The organism is Gottfriedia acidiceleris, from assembly GCF_002128425.1.
Taxonomy (GTDB): Bacteria; Bacillota; Bacilli; order Bacillales; family Bacillaceae_G; genus Gottfriedia; species Gottfriedia acidiceleris.
Map to the genome: position 1 here is coordinate 46,582 of NZ_NESS01000018.1, position 15,899 is coordinate 62,480.

Annotated in this window: 20 protein-coding genes and 2 pseudogenes; 6 read left to right on the forward strand and 16 right to left on the reverse strand. The window is 31.0% G+C overall.

Annotation, left to right across the window (positions count from 1 at the left end; translation table 11 throughout):
• Positions 1-6 precede the first annotated feature (6 nt).
• From B6K90_RS24615 to B6K90_RS21010, 3 genes and pseudogenes are all read right to left on the reverse strand, one after another.
• Positions 7-424, reverse strand: a pseudogene (locus tag B6K90_RS24615) (PTS sugar transporter subunit IIA); the annotation flags it as partial.
• Between the two features lie 12 nt (positions 425-436).
• Positions 437-1,348, reverse strand: a complete 912-nt coding sequence (gene pfkB / locus B6K90_RS21005; RefSeq protein WP_088014679.1) for a 1-phosphofructokinase — start codon at positions 1,346-1,348, stop codon at positions 437-439.
• Positions 1,345-2,100, reverse strand: a complete 756-nt coding sequence (locus tag B6K90_RS21010; RefSeq protein ID WP_328588128.1) for a DeoR/GlpR family DNA-binding transcription regulator — start codon at positions 2,098-2,100, stop codon at positions 1,345-1,347. Before B6K90_RS21010 ends, pfkB begins: the two co-directional genes overlap by 4 nt.
• A 309-nt stretch (positions 2,101-2,409) precedes the next feature.
• Here B6K90_RS21010 and B6K90_RS21015 point away from each other — a divergent pair, with 309 nt between their 5' ends.
• Complete coding sequence (locus B6K90_RS21015) at positions 2,410-2,901, forward strand: DinB family protein (protein ID WP_088014681.1); 492 nt, start codon at positions 2,410-2,412, stop codon at positions 2,899-2,901.
• 130 nt (positions 2,902-3,031) lie between these two features.
• Here B6K90_RS21015 and B6K90_RS21020 read toward each other — a convergent pair whose 3' ends face one another.
• Positions 3,032-3,817 (reverse strand): DUF4931 domain-containing protein, encoded by a 786-nt coding sequence (locus tag B6K90_RS21020; RefSeq protein WP_456237255.1) that lies wholly within the window; start codon positions 3,815-3,817, stop codon positions 3,032-3,034.
• 407 nt (positions 3,818-4,224) lie between these two features.
• On the opposite strand from B6K90_RS21020, the gene B6K90_RS21025 reads away from it, so the two are divergent.
• Positions 4,225-4,377: a YpzG family protein gene (locus B6K90_RS21025; RefSeq protein ID WP_088014683.1), complete on the forward strand. Its 153-nt coding sequence runs from the start codon at positions 4,225-4,227 to the stop codon at positions 4,375-4,377.
• A 100-nt stretch (positions 4,378-4,477) separates the two neighbouring features.
• Here B6K90_RS21025 and B6K90_RS21030 read toward each other — a convergent pair whose 3' ends face one another.
• The 4 genes from B6K90_RS21030 to B6K90_RS21050 form a co-directional block, all read right to left on the reverse strand.
• Positions 4,478-4,609: a DUF4023 domain-containing protein gene (locus B6K90_RS21030; RefSeq protein ID WP_088014684.1), complete on the reverse strand. Its 132-nt coding sequence runs from the start codon at positions 4,607-4,609 to the stop codon at positions 4,478-4,480.
• Positions 4,610-4,693: 84 nt separating this feature from the next.
• Positions 4,694-5,014 carry a DUF2085 domain-containing protein gene (locus B6K90_RS21035; RefSeq protein WP_088014698.1) on the reverse strand — a complete coding sequence of 107 codons (321 nt, stop codon included), beginning with the start codon at positions 5,012-5,014 and terminating at the stop codon, positions 4,694-4,696.
• A 401-nt stretch (positions 5,015-5,415) separates the two neighbouring features.
• The gene (locus B6K90_RS21045; RefSeq protein ID WP_088014686.1) at positions 5,416-5,712 is read right to left on the reverse strand and encodes a hypothetical protein; all 297 of its coding nucleotides are present in this window, start codon (positions 5,710-5,712) and stop codon (positions 5,416-5,418) included.
• Positions 5,713-5,897: 185 nt separating this feature from the next.
• Positions 5,898-6,653: a sporulation protein gene (locus B6K90_RS21050; RefSeq protein ID WP_088014687.1), complete on the reverse strand. Its 756-nt coding sequence runs from the start codon at positions 6,651-6,653 to the stop codon at positions 5,898-5,900.
• Between the two features lie 202 nt (positions 6,654-6,855).
• Here B6K90_RS21050 and B6K90_RS21055 point away from each other — a divergent pair, with 202 nt between their 5' ends.
• Positions 6,856-7,296, forward strand: a complete 441-nt coding sequence (locus tag B6K90_RS21055) for a cupredoxin domain-containing protein (protein WP_088014688.1) — start codon at positions 6,856-6,858, stop codon at positions 7,294-7,296.
• Between the two features lie 127 nt (positions 7,297-7,423).
• Here the strand turns inward: B6K90_RS21055 and B6K90_RS21060 are convergent, their stop codons facing one another.
• Positions 7,424-7,804 carry a FixH family protein gene (locus B6K90_RS21060; protein ID WP_167555451.1) on the reverse strand — a complete coding sequence of 127 codons (381 nt, stop codon included), beginning with the start codon at positions 7,802-7,804 and terminating at the stop codon, positions 7,424-7,426.
• Positions 7,805-8,007: 203 nt separating this feature from the next.
• On the opposite strand from B6K90_RS21060, the gene B6K90_RS21065 reads away from it, so the two are divergent.
• Entirely contained in the window at positions 8,008-8,472 is a 465-nt protein-coding gene (locus tag B6K90_RS21065; protein ID WP_088014690.1) for a hypothetical protein, read from the forward strand.
• A gap of 59 nt (positions 8,473-8,531) precedes the next feature.
• On the opposite strand, the gene B6K90_RS21070 is transcribed toward B6K90_RS21065, so the two are convergent.
• The 5 genes from B6K90_RS21070 to B6K90_RS21085 all read right to left on the reverse strand — a co-directional run bounded on the left by B6K90_RS21070 (position 8,532) and on the right by B6K90_RS21085 (position 11,724).
• Positions 8,532-9,152, reverse strand: a complete 621-nt coding sequence (locus B6K90_RS21070) for a histidine phosphatase family protein (protein WP_088014691.1) — start codon at positions 9,150-9,152, stop codon at positions 8,532-8,534.
• A gap of 24 nt (positions 9,153-9,176) precedes the next feature.
• Entirely contained in the window at positions 9,177-9,329 is a 153-nt protein-coding gene (locus B6K90_RS23865; RefSeq protein WP_167555452.1) for a hypothetical protein, read from the reverse strand.
• A gap of 151 nt (positions 9,330-9,480) precedes the next feature.
• The gene (locus B6K90_RS21075) at positions 9,481-10,263 is read right to left on the reverse strand and encodes an NUDIX domain-containing protein (protein WP_167555453.1); all 783 of its coding nucleotides are present in this window, start codon (positions 10,261-10,263) and stop codon (positions 9,481-9,483) included.
• A gap of 26 nt (positions 10,264-10,289) precedes the next feature.
• Positions 10,290-11,141 (reverse strand): alpha/beta fold hydrolase, encoded by an 852-nt coding sequence (locus B6K90_RS21080; RefSeq protein ID WP_088014693.1) that lies wholly within the window; start codon positions 11,139-11,141, stop codon positions 10,290-10,292.
• A 118-nt stretch (positions 11,142-11,259) separates the two neighbouring features.
• On the reverse strand, positions 11,260-11,724 hold the full coding sequence (locus B6K90_RS21085; RefSeq protein ID WP_088014694.1) for a GNAT family N-acetyltransferase: 465 nt from the start codon (positions 11,722-11,724) through the stop codon (positions 11,260-11,262).
• 208 nt (positions 11,725-11,932) lie between these two features.
• Here B6K90_RS21085 and B6K90_RS21090 point away from each other — a divergent pair, with 208 nt between their 5' ends.
• Complete coding sequence (locus tag B6K90_RS21090; protein ID WP_088014695.1) at positions 11,933-12,760, forward strand: 5'-nucleotidase, lipoprotein e(P4) family; 828 nt, start codon at positions 11,933-11,935, stop codon at positions 12,758-12,760.
• A 79-nt stretch (positions 12,761-12,839) separates the two neighbouring features.
• Here the strand turns inward: B6K90_RS21090 and B6K90_RS21095 are convergent, their stop codons facing one another.
• Both B6K90_RS21095 and B6K90_RS21100 read right to left on the reverse strand, forming a co-directional pair.
• Positions 12,840-13,298, reverse strand: a complete 459-nt coding sequence (locus tag B6K90_RS21095; protein ID WP_088014696.1) for a GNAT family N-acetyltransferase — start codon at positions 13,296-13,298, stop codon at positions 12,840-12,842.
• A gap of 313 nt (positions 13,299-13,611) precedes the next feature.
• Positions 13,612-14,280, reverse strand: a pseudogene (locus B6K90_RS21100) (Type 1 glutamine amidotransferase-like domain-containing protein).
• A gap of 700 nt (positions 14,281-14,980) precedes the next feature.
• Between B6K90_RS21100 and B6K90_RS21105 the strand changes: the two are divergent.
• Entirely contained in the window at positions 14,981-15,628 is a 648-nt protein-coding gene (locus B6K90_RS21105) for a 2OG-Fe(II) oxygenase (RefSeq protein WP_088014697.1), read from the forward strand.
• Positions 15,629-15,899 lie beyond the last annotated feature (271 nt).

The window sequence follows — 15,899 nt, forward strand, 5'->3', positions numbered from 1 at the left end:
TCTCACTTGCATCATTTGCACTTAATAATGAGCCACGAAATTCTTCATCCATTAATAATGAAGATAATCTAGATAATGTTTCTAAATGCGCATTATTAGCTCCTTCACTAGCTGCAATCATAAAAAATAAATGAGCCGGCTGACCATCAAGTGATTCATAGTCAATTCCATCTTTTGATCGACCAAATGCAATTGCAGGAGTCTTAACCGCTGCAGTCTTAGCATGTGGAATCGCAATTCCTTCTCCAATTCCTGTTGTACTTTGACCTTCACGTGTTAAAATCGCTTCTTTAAACTGTTGTTTATCATTTAATTTCCCTGCATGATCTAAAACCTGTATTAATTCATCAATTACTGACATTTTTGATGATGAATTCAAATCAATGAGAACTGTATCTATTTTTAATAATTCCGTTATTCTCATAAATTGCCCCCCCTATACTTTTTCAATCTTTACTTGATTAAGTAATTCTTCAATTTTCTCTCTTTTTGTTAAATCCTCTGAAAAAGCAGTAGCACTACCCGATGCTACCCCTACTTTAAACGCAGTTTCAATACTATTTGTTTTTACATAAGTACCAACAAAACCAGCTACAAGTGAATCACCTGCACCGACTGAATTGATGACTACTCCTTTTGGAACATTTGAAACATAAACGGAAGACTCGGTAATAAGAACCGCTCCATCACCTGCAAACGATATCCCTACATTTTGAGCACCCATTTCAACTAACTTTTTACCGTATGGGATTGCTTGCTCAATTGAGGTAATTTTGACATCAAATAATTCGCCTAATTCATGATGATTTGGCTTGATAAAAAATGGTCGATGTTTAACTACATCTAAAAGTACTTTTCCACTTGCATCTACAATGATATGAATCCCATTTTCTTTTCCCCATAATGTCAATTGTTCATATAAATCAGGTGGTAATGTGTTAGGAATATTACCAGCTAATACTACATAATCACCTTTTTTAATTTGTTTTAGCTTATAAAAAAATTGATCTAGTTTTTCCTCGGAAATTGCAGGCCCTGGTCCGTTGATTTCAGTTTCTAATTGAGATTTTAATTTTATGTTGATTCTAGAATCGCCTTCCACTTGAACAAAGTCAGTAGTAACTTTTTCATTTCCCAACACATTTTTAATAAAATCTCCAGTAAACCCTCCGACGAAACCAAGTGCTATGCTTTCGACATCTAATCTTTTCAAAACTCTAGAAACGTTAATTCCTTTACCACCAGGAAATTTATTTTCCCTTTTCATTCGATTAATTTTTCCTAATTGAATCTCGTCTACCTCAACGATGTAATCAATTGAAGGATTAAGTGTTACTGTATAAATCATGATTTCACTACCTTTATCAAAGATGTTTTTTCCTCTAATTGTTTGGCTAGTACATCATCTATTTCGTCCGTTATAATAATCGCATCTTCAATTTCACCAATTTTTGCAAAACTTGTTTCACCAAATTTACTATAATCAGCTATTATAAAAACTTTCTCTGAAATAGAGATTGCTGTTTTCTTTACAAATGCCTCTTCAGGATCTGGCGTTGTAAAGCCAAACTCGAGATGGATTCCGTTCGCTCCAATAAAACATTTATCAAACCGATAATTCTTTAGACTTTCAGAAGCCATACTTCCTATCAATGCTTTTGTATGCCCTTTCATTTTTCCTCCTATCAGATAGGCGGACACTTCATTCTCAAAAAGAGCTTCGACATGCATTAATCCATTCGTAACGACTGTTACATCTAAACCCTTTAATAGCGGAATCATTTCGAATGTAGTACTACCAGCATCTAAATATATACAATCGCCTTCATTAATTTGAGTTACTGCAAGCCCAGCGATTAATTTTTTACTTTGAACGTTTTTGGATGTTTTTTCAGTCATACTTAATTCTGTGGCTTTGCTATTGATTGAAGCTGCTCCACCATGAACTCTTTTTAAGAGATTAAGAGACTCAAGCTCAACTAAATCACGACGAATGGTCGACTCAGAAGTATTTGTAGCTTCTACAATATCCCTTAATTTCACAATACCCATTCTTTTTATCATATCTATAATGAATTGTTGTCTTTCCGGAGTTAACATAGAATTCATCCTTTCATAAAACCAAGTATAAGTCACAAAAAATAAAAAATCAATCATTTCCTTCCAAAAACATTCATTAACATTCTTAAACGTTCAAAATCAATCAAACACGCTCAAATTTGTAAAAATTTACAAGCTACATTAAACTTAAATTAGTATTTTTATTTGTTTTTTATATTATTTCTTATGATTACTCATATTATTTATCAATTTAAGTTGTACTCAATTTTTAGATTCATAGAGTCTAGTATAAGTTTTAGTTTCTTTAAAGGTTTAATCAATTAATAAAATAGAAATGGGGAATATCTTTTGAACGAGAATATCCAAATCCGTGAAGAACTTATGGAAGTTATTGATCATTTAACAGATGAACAGTTAAATAAGAAAGTAAGTAATGAAAAATGGTCCATTATGCAAGTTCTTGAACATTTATACTTAATGGAATCTAAATTAGTAAAACTGATGACACGTACATTTAATGAAGCACCTAGTGAATTAATACCAGATAAACCAATTCATCTAGCAACTGATCGGACTCAAAAAGTAACCTCTCCACCTCATTTTGAACCAACTGATCAATTCATTACGAAAATTGAAATGACGGAGAAATTGAACCAATCTAGAAAGTCACTACTTAATTTTGTTGAACTAACTAAAGATCATAAATTGGATGATAAAGGCATGCCACATCCGATTTTTGGAAAAATCAATTTAAAACAATGGATTCCTTTTATTGGCGTTCATGAAAAACGTCATATTGAACAAATTAGAGAATTAAAAAACGAATTATTAATTAAATAAACACATTATCTTGGAAGTTGATTACACCAAATTTTAAAATATTTTTCATCTGATTTCCTTTTATTATTTATGGTTTACTACAAAACCTCTTAGCAATATAAAAAAGAGCTTACAACTCGTAAGCTCTTTTTTATATTGAAGAAATTGCCTCTAATTCTTTTTGATAAAGACTTAGAATTTGATCTTTATGCACTTCTAACTGATTAGACACTTGAGAAATTGAATAGCCAATAAATAATGGAGATACAACAAATCTCGGAATAATTTTACAAATAATTTTACGCTTCCATTTATAAAAGAATAAATTATAGCTTTTAAGTCCTTTATAAAAATGGTTAAGTAAATAATGTGTAACCGTTTGTAAATATACAGCCATTTGTGGAATATATTTTTGATCATCAATTAGAATATTGAATTCTCTAAATCCCATAATTGGGTGAGTAGATATATTTAATTCATATCCATTATCCGATGAAATGGTAATACCCTCGAAATACACATCCGTTACCTTTTTGTTGTAATCAATTTTTTTTAATCCAACAATTTGCATATGTGGATGACTTAGTGTTCCTCCAGATAATGGGCCATGGTTTTTATATAAAATAACCGATTTGAATTCTCCTGTTGATTCCATTTCATCCCATTTATCAATTGCAAAGGTTAATAATTCTGTCAAATGTGTTAAAGTATAGTTCGATGGATCGCCTTCACAATTATCGCTTTCAATAATAACAGTTTGAAAAGTATCTTCCAATGTTGGAAATTTATTCTTTAAATAAATGATCGAGCCAGATGTATCGATAATATCAGTTAAGTTTTCTCGATCACAGAATGGGCATTTAACTTCTTTATTTTTAATACTATCTGGTTTTTTTACGCCAATATCCATTTTAAATTGTAAAACCTCATTTTGAATCTCCATTATGGTTTCCCCTTTGAATAAATTGAAAAAAATTATTTATTTTAAGTTCTCCTCTTTGAAAATAAACTAATTGTTAAAATATTTTTTTGGAATTGAAGCAAAAACACTATAAAAAATTCACTTCAGCAATATGTAATTTCTATTATTTAAATAATAATAAACAAAAAGGTTGATTATCAATTAAAACGCTCATAATTATCAATTCATTTTTTAGATTTAACAATTTTCACCCAAAAATTCCTTAAGTTTGTTGCTATCTTATAAAACATTTCAAATTTAATAAGATCAAATTAATTTTAGTGTTTTAAAATAGTATCATTTTTAACTAATTTTCAAATACTAACTACGATATTCAATTGAATATCAAAGAAATCCTAAATTATCTTAGAGGTGAATCAAATATGACATTAAAAAATCATTTAGATCCTCATTCTCAAAAGTTTTACCACAATTGGACTAGACCTAAACATGCTAAATCACAAGTCAATGGACATACTATGGAGTCTCAAAACACGATCATTTTAAAAAGCAATGCTAAGGCACATAGATGGTAAAAAAGGATAATTAAGGAGCAGGAAGACATTTTGATGTCTTCCTTTCTTTTAACATAAATAAAACTAGCTATGACAATTGCCACAGCTAGTAAAAAAATAATTATTTATTTGTTCCATGTTGTTTAGTAGGTAATTTTTCGTTAGGTGTTCCATTACCTTGGTGTTCTTTATTTTTTTGGTCTTTTCTTTGTTTTTCATGTATTTTTTCGACAAATTCATGTGTATCTTCCATTTTTTTAATCCTCCTTAGTAAAGAATCTAAATGTTACTTTAACCAATCAGGTAGGAAAAAATTCATATTAGTGTGAGATCGAAGTTACATAAGAATTTTTATGAAAAATAGAACTGACTTTACAATCAACATTGATTGAGCAATTCCAAATAAGAAACCTGTTATGAAACGTAAAAAATTATTACTTTCTCTCCATTTCCATTTTTGTGTATACCCATCAATTAATAACGGAGTCATTAAAATTGGGATGTACCACCAAAATATGAATGATGAGATCATAAATAAAAATGGGAGAAACAAATAACCTATTAAAATTGCAGTACATCTTGCACAAAGTGGAAAAGTATAAGAGCCTATATGAAATGACCTATCTTGTTTTCGATGGCATGGAATCCAATTTAAAATAAAATGCCCCCCCTTATTAGCTTGGACAATCTGGACTACAGTCACAATCAGGAGTACAATCCGGTGTGCAATCAGGAGTGTGATGATGACAATCAGGGAGGTCACAATCTGGTATAAAGCCAAAATCACCGCAATCACACCAATCGATTCCCCTACTTTTCTTTCTTCTCCGCTCATAGTAAATAACCATAACAATTCCAAAAACGATACTTGCTGTAATCATTAACAGTCCTTTTACTAAAAAACCTTTTACTATTAAAACGATACCTAAAATAAGAAGTATAAAAAAACCACTGATTAAGAAAAAGACCAACTTTACCACTCTTTCTTAAAAATAATGAAAAGACTAACCTGATGTTAGTCTTGTGTTAGTCATAAACATGAAAACTTAATTAAATCATTTATTTTGAACGTTGAGTCGCTGCACCAATTAAAATAAAAATGGCTGATAGAATATGCATGATCATACCTAATATAGGAATCCATGCAAGACAAGATGTTATAATACCAAAAATATTCCCATTAGCAGAGACACCAGCTTTTTTCGCTAACACTAGTGTAATAATATGGAGAATTAAAGCTATAAACAATGGCGTATAACCAAAACCAATTACGATCGAACCACCAAGAACGGGTATACCGAGTAATGCTTCAAATCCACCTGAAATCCATTTCATATTTTTAACGTTAGATCTCATAAAATCTCCTTTTCAACATAAAAATGTTAATTTTTTCTAATAATATTATTGTATTCTATAAATTCATATACGGATAGTTTTTATTATAAATTCCATTTAAATTCAGTCTAAAGAATGAGAATTTCCGACTTTGTAAAATTTAAAAATTAAAAAATAAGAGACAAAAACTGTCTCTTACTTTTTAATTAGTTATATTGCTGTAAAAATGCCCTAACCGATTTTGCGATTGAATGCGCATCTTTAAGTTGCTCATTTTTAAAGCTAAGTGATGTTTTCTTTTCATCTAACCCTAATGACTCTTGTAATAAACCTGTTAAACCACGATGTGAACCAGCTTTATCTACCGCTACCATCATAAACAGACCATCTTTATTCGGTTCAATCATACATTCAATTTCATCAAATCGCCATTCTCTCTTAGAGCTTGGTACAAACTCCCACTCTTGGTAGAATCGACCATTTTGAGCCTCTACCTCAACCTGGCGTAAACGGAAGCCAAGAATTGTAAATGCTTCTACAAAGTTTGCTAATTCTTCATGCGCATGAACCTTTAAGAAATCAGTATCTATCGGATCTATACTTAAATCTATATCTAAATCAGTCTCAATCCAAACTTGACCATGTCTTATCGTAATCGGAGTGTAAAATGGTAATTGGAACGAAAAAGGGATTACTTTTTGTTCATTCGCTTCAATTTTCATTTTACCGGATAAACGCTCTTCATGTAATTGGATTTTAACGTTGACCTCATCGTCTCCACTTTTCTTTTTAGCATAAGACTTTAATTTAAGCCCAATATGATTAATTTCTTGTGCAACTGAACCACCCTTAATTTCAACTACACCTTCAACATTTTTTCCTGGATATAAATCTCTTGTATGAATAATTGTATTTACAGTAGCAGCTCCAATTCCTAGTCTAGCTAGTACCTTTTTAAACATCAGATCCCCTCCAAAAAAATTACTATATTTCCATTATATAGTAGAATACCAATCTTGAATAATCCTAATTTCGTATTTATTCCCTTCTATTACATTATGAATATAAGAAATAATTATGTAACTAATCAAAGTAGAATTATTAGACAAGTTATTAATAGGATAAGCATATTTTAAAATATGAAATTAATTTTGGAGGTGTCTTATGCACTTTATTTTTATTAAGAAAAAATGGTTATTATTTTCCTTTCTCCTTGTAGTAATCGGATTAAGTGGTTGGTATTACTTAGCACCAAAATCAGTTCAAACTGCAGTAGAGCAGCAGCATGTAAAAACAATAGACATCGATATGATCACAGCTGAATTCAGTACAAAGCTAGATGATGGAACGGAAATTGAAGCTTATAGATGGGATCCAGGTATGATTGTTATTGAAAAAAATCAAAAAGTAAATTTAAAAATTCATGGAATAAATGGAAAAGAACATAGTTTTCATATCGAAGGAACGAATATCACTGGTGTAGTGACTAAAGGTAAAACGACTGAAGTACCTTTATTCTTCAAAAAAGAAGGTACATACCGATTAATTTGTGATACACATTCTCATGACGGAGTACCTATGATTGGTTATATTGTTGTAGATTAATTTTTTAGTAAAAGAAGCAGGTAAACATAACGATCCTAAATGGACAACCAAATATTTATATTTCATGAAAAAAGATAGTAAATATAGTCTAGTTTACTAAATTTACTATCTTTTTTATGATTCATCTTTATCTTATTGAGACTTTACGCTCGTTTTTACCCTTTTTTAACGTAATTTGCTTACTCCAAGTCCCTTCCATTGGCAGTTCTAAGCTCACTTCATATATACCTTTATTTATTTTCTTCATACTCGCTTCAACATGATGATTCATACTTTTCATTTCCATTTTAAAATTAACCGAATCCACATCGACTTCTTTTCCATCTGAATTTACTAAATTTACTTGATATACATGTGTATGATTATTATTTGTTATACTTTTTTCGTTAATTGATAATTGAATATGATCTAAAAAAGGGCTCGATTTAATTTCAGCCTTTTTCCCACAACCAGAACAAACTAGTAAAATACAGAACACGGTCATGAATATGTAATGTAATTTCTTCATTAACATCACTCCTTTTTCAGTTAAAATCCTTACCCTTACGTTACTTAAAAAGGATAATTTAAATTTGTGATAAAAAAGTGAAATCATAAATAAAAATAAATTTATTCTTATCTCATTCATACATTTGAGCTTTTTCAACATATAATTGAACGTTAGTTATAACTCAACATCAAAGGATCCAACATAGGAAGGAGTTTAACTTAATGTTATTAGAATGGGCTAGCATTGTATTAACAGTTCTACTTTCATCATATGTCATCATAATTGCAAATAGAAAAAAAGAAAAACTTTCTTGTACAGTCGGAAAAATGATCAGCATGACGAATTCAATGATGACAAGTGTCACCGTGGGTACAATCTTTGGTATTTTTTTTCGGAATACAGATTTAACGATACCTACAATTATCTCAATATCTGCCGGCATATTAATAGGATACTTAACTGGAAAACCTTTATCATTGATGGCTTTATTAGAAGGTATTACTGCGGGAATTATGGGTGGGATGATGGGAGCAATGCTCGGCATTATGCTCCAGGAAACTTATTTAAACATATTAATCTATTTTATAGACGTTGTTTTTGTATTTGTTACAATCCTATTAATTAAAGTGATTGATCAAGAAGTGAACAAATTCAATAAAAATGAAAAATCTTTTCAATCAATTTGATCATTTAAATAGCCTACCTATTTTTAAATTAGGTAGGCCAAATTCTTTTGTTAAATGAGTTATAGATGCTCTAAATGATTTGTATCACAAAGCACTTCAAACTCTATATTTTTATTTTCAAAATGAATGATTGTTAAACTTGTTCCGTGGACATAAGGTAGATCCCATAATTTTTCAATTGGCGATTGTTTTAAATGAGCTACAATTGTTGCCAAAACAACTGCATGTGTAACAATTAATATATTTCCTTCTTCATTTGAATTTAAAATGTTATCAATTACATTGCCTACTCTTTCTCTTAAGTCGAGTAAACTCTCACCTTTATGTGGACTATGGTCGTATAAATGTGGTGTTTTCCAAAGTGATTCGAATTCATTTTCAAAGCACTCATTTATTTCTTTTTTCGTTTTTCCTTCCCAAACACCAAAGCTAATTTCTTTTAAATCATCTTCTTCAATCATTGGAATAGAGGGATTGTTCTTTAAAATAGTTGATGTTGTTACTGCACGTTTACTCGAACTAGTATATATTTTACTAAAACTCACTTTTGCTAATTTTGCACTTAATAATTTAGCATCACTGATCCCACTAGCAGAAAGCTCTGAATCTTTTGAGCCTTGTAATCGATTTTCGATATTCCACACCGTTTCACCGTGTCTTGTTAAATAAATTGTTAACAACTTTAGTCCTCCAGCTTTAGTAAATTATTCATTAACTTGTTTTTCTTCTCTTCGCTCATATAATATACCTGCGATTAAGGCAAGTAAAACATTTGATATTAATAAAGGGCTAAATCCAGAACCACAAACTAATGATAAAAATAACGTAATAATAACGAAAAGGATAGGCAAATTCATTTTATATTCTCCTTAAAAATAAAAGTTAACAAATTTTAAATACAAATAATATTAAAAATATTTTACCATGAATTAACAGTTCTCTAACAATACAAAAAAAACGATTCAGTTGAATCGCTTTGGAATTAGGATAAGAATCCTTGTTTGATTATTAAATTTCCTTTTTTACTTCAAATCGATTAATCAATTCGTATGGTCTAACGTTAAAACTTTCATATGGAATATAATTGGCATTCAATGTATCTAATATTCTACTTCTCAAGTGTGGTCTCGTTACGATTTTTTCAAGCTTTATTTTTGATAATTTAGTAAAAATAACTTCTGTCGTTTCCCCTTTTTCGATTCTTAATTCACCTGATTCATAGTTCCCTCTAAAAACTACACAGATGATATTATTTTTTATATTTTGATAAATACCCGTTACACCAAAAAGTTTAACACGAACACCGGTCTCCTCGTATATCTCCCTATGAATTGCTTGTTCTAATGTTTCACCTTCTTCTACTTGACCCCCAGGCATTTCCATTGTATCTGATCGATTCTCGTTTCTAACTAATAAGACTTCTCCTTCTTTATTTGTAATAAACCCACTAACTGAAACAATATGTTTAGGAGCTTCATATGTTCCAATTGGAGATGTTGAATTAAGAAATTCTTGACGACTTTCTAGAAATAATTCTCCTATACCAGCCCTGATTTCTTTGGCTTTTTGGTGTAGCTCTGATGCTCTTATTTTATTTTCAATTTCCTCATATTGTTCAAGGCTATCATATTGCCAAATCGCTTCAATATTATCTTTTGATTCGTTTACCCACCTGCCAATTAATTTAGCACCATGCTTAATTTGGTTTGGATATAGGTAATGATGAAAAAAATGATTGAATTGCTCTAATTTATTTGGATTTATTTTATATGATTTCTTCCTATAGAACATTTTTAATTTCAGCTCCATTAAATCAATTAAACAAGCGTTTTTTGGGTAAATTGTTTTACTTCCTTAAAAAACAGTTCCTTCTCCTCTAAAAATGGATAATGATTACTTTCATTTAAAATGACTAATTTCGAATTTACAATTCCCTCAGCGATTTCTTCTGAATATTCAACTGGGCATTGTACATCATGTATTCCACATATAATTAAAGTCGGACAGCTTATTAACGCTAACTTTTTTGTTACATCGTAGATTTGATACTCTCTATTAAAATAATTTAGTCGGATTGCAGACATTTTTTTAGAGATTGGTAAATTAAAATACTCATCGTATCGTTCAGGTTTATGTAAAGATAACTTTGTCCGCTCAATTAAAAGAGCCTCTCTTTCTTCATTAGACAATGCAGTACCTTTTAGTTTTTCAATTAATTCTTGCATTTTATTAAATTGCGGATGAGTTCTGTTATAAATACAGTTTTTTGTAAATGTTGAATAGTCTCTCGCTGCAGCTCCAACAATAATATTATGATTTAATGAGTTTGAAAAATAGATTCCATAAATAATTCCGAGCATTCCACCAGTTGAATGTCCAGCAAAATTCCAGGTTGGATAACCTAACGATTTCCTAATTTCTTCTAAATCAAAAATTGTTTCTAACATACTTAATTCATAAGGGAAATGTGCTTTTTCAGAATTACCTGTTTCTCTTAAATTTATTAAAAATACTTTAAATAATTTAGTAAATGAATTTGCAAAATAATCTCCTGTATCATTAAACTCAGAGTAATTATGTGTGACACATAAAGGTTCTCCTTCACCTTTACAAAATACTTCAAATGTACCTCTATCCGTATTAATTAGTCGTCGTTCCCATTTCTCCATAGCGTAAAAACCCCTACTTTTTGACATACCCTACTATTTCTTGAAAATAGGTACTAATTCCTATCACTTAAAAAAATGTTCACATATTATTCATAAATTAATCATTATTAAAATTTAGTTAACTATGAACAATGTAATTCCAAACTTCTTCTTCTCCAAAATAGGTACCGGTCGGATTAAATCCGGTTTGCTTATATAAATTCATAGCTAATTTATTATCTTTATGAACTGTTAATCGAATTTCAATGCATTGTGAAAATTTATTCACAATCCATTTTATCATTTCAGCAAATGCTAATTTTCCAAAACCATTACCTTGAAACTGTTTATCAATTAAAAATCCATTTATCCAGTAACTATTTGTTGTATGTTCCTCAAAAGCATGCATAATAAATCCGACCATTTTCTGATCATCATAAATTGCAAATGGGATATATTCCACATTTTCTCCATCTGGTTTTATATATACTTTTGCTATTGATACTGCAACAGAAGGAACAAAACTTAATTGTTCCTTATTTACTTCAAGTTTAATTGCTTCTTCCCAATTTTCCCTCGTTACGATTTTCAAAAGAATAGTCATCGATAGCCTCCATTTAAACTTAAAATTCAAATCTTCTATATCATAACATTTTCATTACTAAATTCAGAGATTTCAGATATTACGGTAATTGAAATTTTTAAGCAAAAGCGTATATTTTTTAGTCTTTAGGTAATAACAACCTTGAAAAGCAATTTCTAAATAAATTTTATTTAGCTAGTACATTTATATAATATGAAAGGAAAATATTATGAAAAAAAGTGTTTTTATTCTCTCTATCGTATTTGCATTTGCCATTGGTTCCTTGGCTGGCATTCGTTTCAGTAAAGCTGATTTTGCAAGAAGCACACAAGAACATAATGTTATGTCTACTAATTGGTTTCAATCCTCTGCTGAAAACAAGGCTTTGCAAATTCAAATTTATAATCAAGCAAAAGAAGAGCTTGCTGAAACAATGGTTAAAAAGAAAGCAAGCGATAAATTAAATAATAAAGCCAAACCAGCCGCAGTTGTTTTAGACATTGATGAAACAATCCTTGATAATTCCCCTGATACAGCATGGTCAATTAAAAATAATTCTTCATACCCACAAGGCTGGGATGAATGGATCCATATGGCAAAAGCTGATTTAATACCTGGTGCAAAAGATTTCTTACTCGCAGCGAAAAAAATGAATGTTGATGTTTTTTACCTTACAAATCGTCCTGAAAAAACACGTAATGACACAATTAAAAATTTGAATTTACATGGTTTACCGAATGTAGACTCTAAACATTTATTTTTTAAAACGGACAATGCTCAAAAAGGACCGAGACAAAAAGAAATTGCGAAAACTCATGATATTGTTATGTTAATCGGGGATAATTCAAACGATTTATCAGATATTTTTTATAAAGCGGATTTAAAAACTCGAAAAGATAATGTCGATAAAATTGCAAAGGACTTAGGTGTAAAATATATACAACTTCCAAATCCAATGTATGGTGATTGGGAAGATGCGATTTATCATTACAAAATGTCAAAAACTGATGATGAAAAAGCAGTCGATCGATATAAGGCTTTACAACCAATGAAATAAATAGCTTAAGGTTAGATGAGTTATTTTAACTTATTTAACCTTTTTTAATTAGCATGTTTAATTGCAAAAAAAAGACCATCTAATTAGACAGCTTTTTATTGTTTCCAAGTAACTTTTTCTTAAATACTTTTTGAGATTTAATGTTTTCGAAGCCAATTTTTTTATAGAAATTAAGTGTCTCAAATCTAATTTCATTGGCCCGTACTCTAATTTCTTTGAACCCCGATAATTTTGACCATTCTTCGCATTTTTCTACTAGAATCTTACCAATCTTTAGCCCCCTAAAATTACTGTCAACAATCAAACCACCAATCTCTATATAGGGTGGAGATTCAATCAAATATCGTCCGTGTGCATGAATCCATCCAATAAGTTTATCTTTAAATTCTGCAACAACTACAACAGTGTCTTTCTGAACTAATATTTTATTTAATCTTTCAATGACTTGATTTTCTTCTACATTGTAACCCAATTGACCTGATAATCTTGCAATTTCTGAACTATCTTTTGTTGATGCTATTCTATATATTATCTCCATACTACACCTCACACTTATGTACTAGATCTTTTACTAATCGATATACTAAAACAATTCAATTGAATATTCAGTAAAAAAACTTAAGGTCTGCATTAAGTTTTTTAAGATTACTTTTATAGTAATTTAATAGTTCAACATTTCTTTATAAATTACAACCAACTGTGACTTTCTATAATTTCCCGGACTAAAATAGCTTTATACCAGTGAAAAATATTGTAAATTTTTAATAAAATGAAAGTAGGGAAACCTTTTTACAGGCTTCCCCCTTATCAAACCGTACATTCCCTATTAAGGCGTTCGGCTTATAGAATGATCAAGGTGTAAACAGTTTCCAGTGCCCTTCCGATATAACTTCTACCGCTCCTTCAACTACTTTAATTGCGGTTTGATCGTCAATCGCATACGCTGGTCCCTGCATCTCGGCTGCCCATTTCTCTGCGGCAGCCATCGTATTTCCCGGTAACATCTCGTGATCCAGGTGCGGAAAGATTGAAAAATCAACCAGTTTCAGTGTTTCATCACCACCGTCTGGTGGAGTCCAGCCAACGAAGTATTCCCCTATGTTAGGTGCCATCACCATGCTCCCAGCACTCATTCCCACATAGACTGAGTTCAATGACGGTATAAGGTCTGCCAGCCCGGATTGACGCATCCAGTGGCACAGGTAAAGGGCGTCGCCGCCTTACACCAGCAGTACATCTGTCTCCTGAACCAGTGGTATCCAGCGGTTTTCGTCGATGCTTGGCAGCGCTGTGAGCTCCAACACACCGACTGACTTCCAACCGAGGCCGACCATGGAATTCTCTTCTTTCCCACTAATGAACTGCCAGGCTTTGACGCCAGGGCCAACCCAAGGGTGTCCATACATCGCAGTAGGGATGCACAGGGCATTGGAGTCAGCAATTGGCTTGCCCAGCATGTCAACTAGCGCGTCGTGTATGCTTTTGTTATTGATACCTCCAGATGTAAGCAGAAATTTCATAGCTTCACTCCTTCTCCTTGTTTAGTACTGTCATATTTGTTCATACTTCTATGATATCAACCCTAGCTTTTGAATGACTAGAACACTTCAATTGAATCATTTTTATCCGATGTTCAGCTTATTTGTCTATTCGATTACCTGGTGAAGTTTAGTCTGTTTTATACTTTACAATTCTACAAAACTTATATAAACCCTTGCAACTATACTGCTAATTAGTTGAATAAGAAAATCAACAATCTACTTTACAGAGCCAATAATGAATAGTAATGACAGACCAATTAATTTTATTTTTTTCATTTTCATACTCCATTAGATCAGTATAATTGAATACTATTTTTATATTTTCAACAAATAAAAATCGACAAAACTCCTTAAATACCAGAAATAAAATAATCTAAAAATAATATTCAAAAATTTCTAAAATATCGGACTAATATGCTTTTATTTAGCAGGAAAATGAGAACACAATGAGGAATTTATTCTAAAAACAATTTTTTTGTCTTTTGGTTACGCCTTGATTCGACAATTTATTTTTTCAGTCTTTTCTTTTACTACAAAAATGACGATTGTTTTTATTTACGTATTTAAAGGCCGTTTTTGAGTTTTCAATTACTTACATCCTGAAAATTCGTTCAAGGCAATGATCACACCAATTGTTTCCCAGGATTTGTATTAAAGAATAAACAAGGAGATGTGACAAATGTTAAAAGTAGGCAATTTAAAGGAAATTGAACAAACCATTTTTAATCATACAGGTCCGATCATCCAAACAATAGATCGCGATATTGAGATTCTTACTCGCCAAGAGGAACCATTAGTAGTCTTACTTGATAATGTTTTAAGTGATGAGGAATGTGATGAGCTAATCAAACATGCGAAATTACGTATGAAACGGTCAAAAATCGGGTTATCTCATGAGGAAAATGAGATGCGTACAAGTAGCGGTATGTTTTTTGAGGAAAGCGAAACGGAACTTATCAAACGCATTGAAAAACGAATCGAAACGATTATGAATATACCAATCGAACATGCAGAACCTTTACAAGTCCTTCATTACGAACCAGGGCAACAGTATAAACCGCATTTTGATTACTTTTCCAATCATCGGACAAATAATAATAGGATCAGTACTCTCATTCTCTATTTAAATGATGTGGTAGAAGGCGGCGAAACGATTTTCCCTTCACTTAATTATTCTGTTGCTGCAAATAAAGGCATGGGTTTATATTTTGAATATTTTTATCAGGACGAAGCAATCAATGAACTAACTATTCATGCAGGTAGCCCTGTTATTAGTGGAGAAAAATGGGTTGCGACTCAGTGGATGAGACGTCAACGTATTCGCTAGTTGTAACGAAATAGATAGATTGTTTAAAAATATTTTGCAAACTTAGGGCCTGATATTTCAGATAATTCTAATAATATTTAAGTCCGATTATAGGATAGTTGTTTTATTTTCTTGCATTTTCCTTATATACATCTTCTTCCTTTTTTAGTAACTCATAAACACCTTATGAGTTACTATATCTCACATTTTTCCATTTTTATTTACTCATGAACACCTTATGAGTTACTATATCTCATATTTTTCCGGTTTTACTTACTCATGAACACCCTAT

Excerpts from the sequence above, each read along its gene's own strand:
- B6K90_RS21090 (WP_088014695.1), top strand. The coding sequence starts at position 11,933 with ATGAAAAAAAGTGTTTTTATTCTCTCTATCGTATTTGCATTTGCCATT.
- B6K90_RS21010 (WP_328588128.1), bottom strand. The coding sequence starts at position 2,100 with ATGTTAACTCCGGAAAGACAACAATTCATTATAGATATGATAAAAAGA.
- pfkB (WP_088014679.1), bottom strand. The coding sequence starts at position 1,348 with ATGATTTATACAGTAACACTTAATCCTTCAATTGATTACATCGTTGAG.
- B6K90_RS21065 (WP_088014690.1), top strand. The coding sequence starts at position 8,008 with ATGTTATTAGAATGGGCTAGCATTGTATTAACAGTTCTACTTTCATCA.
- B6K90_RS21050 (WP_088014687.1), bottom strand. The coding sequence starts at position 6,653 with ATGTTTAAAAAGGTACTAGCTAGACTAGGAATTGGAGCTGCTACTGTA.
- B6K90_RS23865 (WP_167555452.1), bottom strand. The coding sequence starts at position 9,329 with ATGAATTTGCCTATCCTTTTCGTTATTATTACGTTATTTTTATCATTA.
- B6K90_RS21055 (WP_088014688.1), top strand. The coding sequence starts at position 6,856 with ATGCACTTTATTTTTATTAAGAAAAAATGGTTATTATTTTCCTTTCTC.
- B6K90_RS21105 (WP_088014697.1), top strand. The coding sequence starts at position 14,981 with ATGTTAAAAGTAGGCAATTTAAAGGAAATTGAACAAACCATTTTTAAT.
- B6K90_RS21025 (WP_088014683.1), top strand. The coding sequence starts at position 4,225 with ATGACATTAAAAAATCATTTAGATCCTCATTCTCAAAAGTTTTACCAC.
- B6K90_RS21085 (WP_088014694.1), bottom strand. The coding sequence starts at position 11,724 with ATGACTATTCTTTTGAAAATCGTAACGAGGGAAAATTGGGAAGAAGCA.
- B6K90_RS21095 (WP_088014696.1), bottom strand. The coding sequence starts at position 13,298 with ATGGAGATAATATATAGAATAGCATCAACAAAAGATAGTTCAGAAATT.
- B6K90_RS21045 (WP_088014686.1), bottom strand. The coding sequence starts at position 5,712 with ATGAGATCTAACGTTAAAAATATGAAATGGATTTCAGGTGGATTTGAA.
- B6K90_RS21030 (WP_088014684.1), bottom strand. The coding sequence starts at position 4,609 with ATGGAAGATACACATGAATTTGTCGAAAAAATACATGAAAAACAAAGA.
- B6K90_RS21075 (WP_167555453.1), bottom strand. The coding sequence starts at position 10,263 with ATGTTCTATAGGAAGAAATCATATAAAATAAATCCAAATAAATTAGAG.
- B6K90_RS21060 (WP_167555451.1), bottom strand. The coding sequence starts at position 7,804 with ATGAAGAAATTACATTACATATTCATGACCGTGTTCTGTATTTTACTA.
- B6K90_RS21080 (WP_088014693.1), bottom strand. The coding sequence starts at position 11,141 with ATGGAGAAATGGGAACGACGACTAATTAATACGGATAGAGGTACATTT.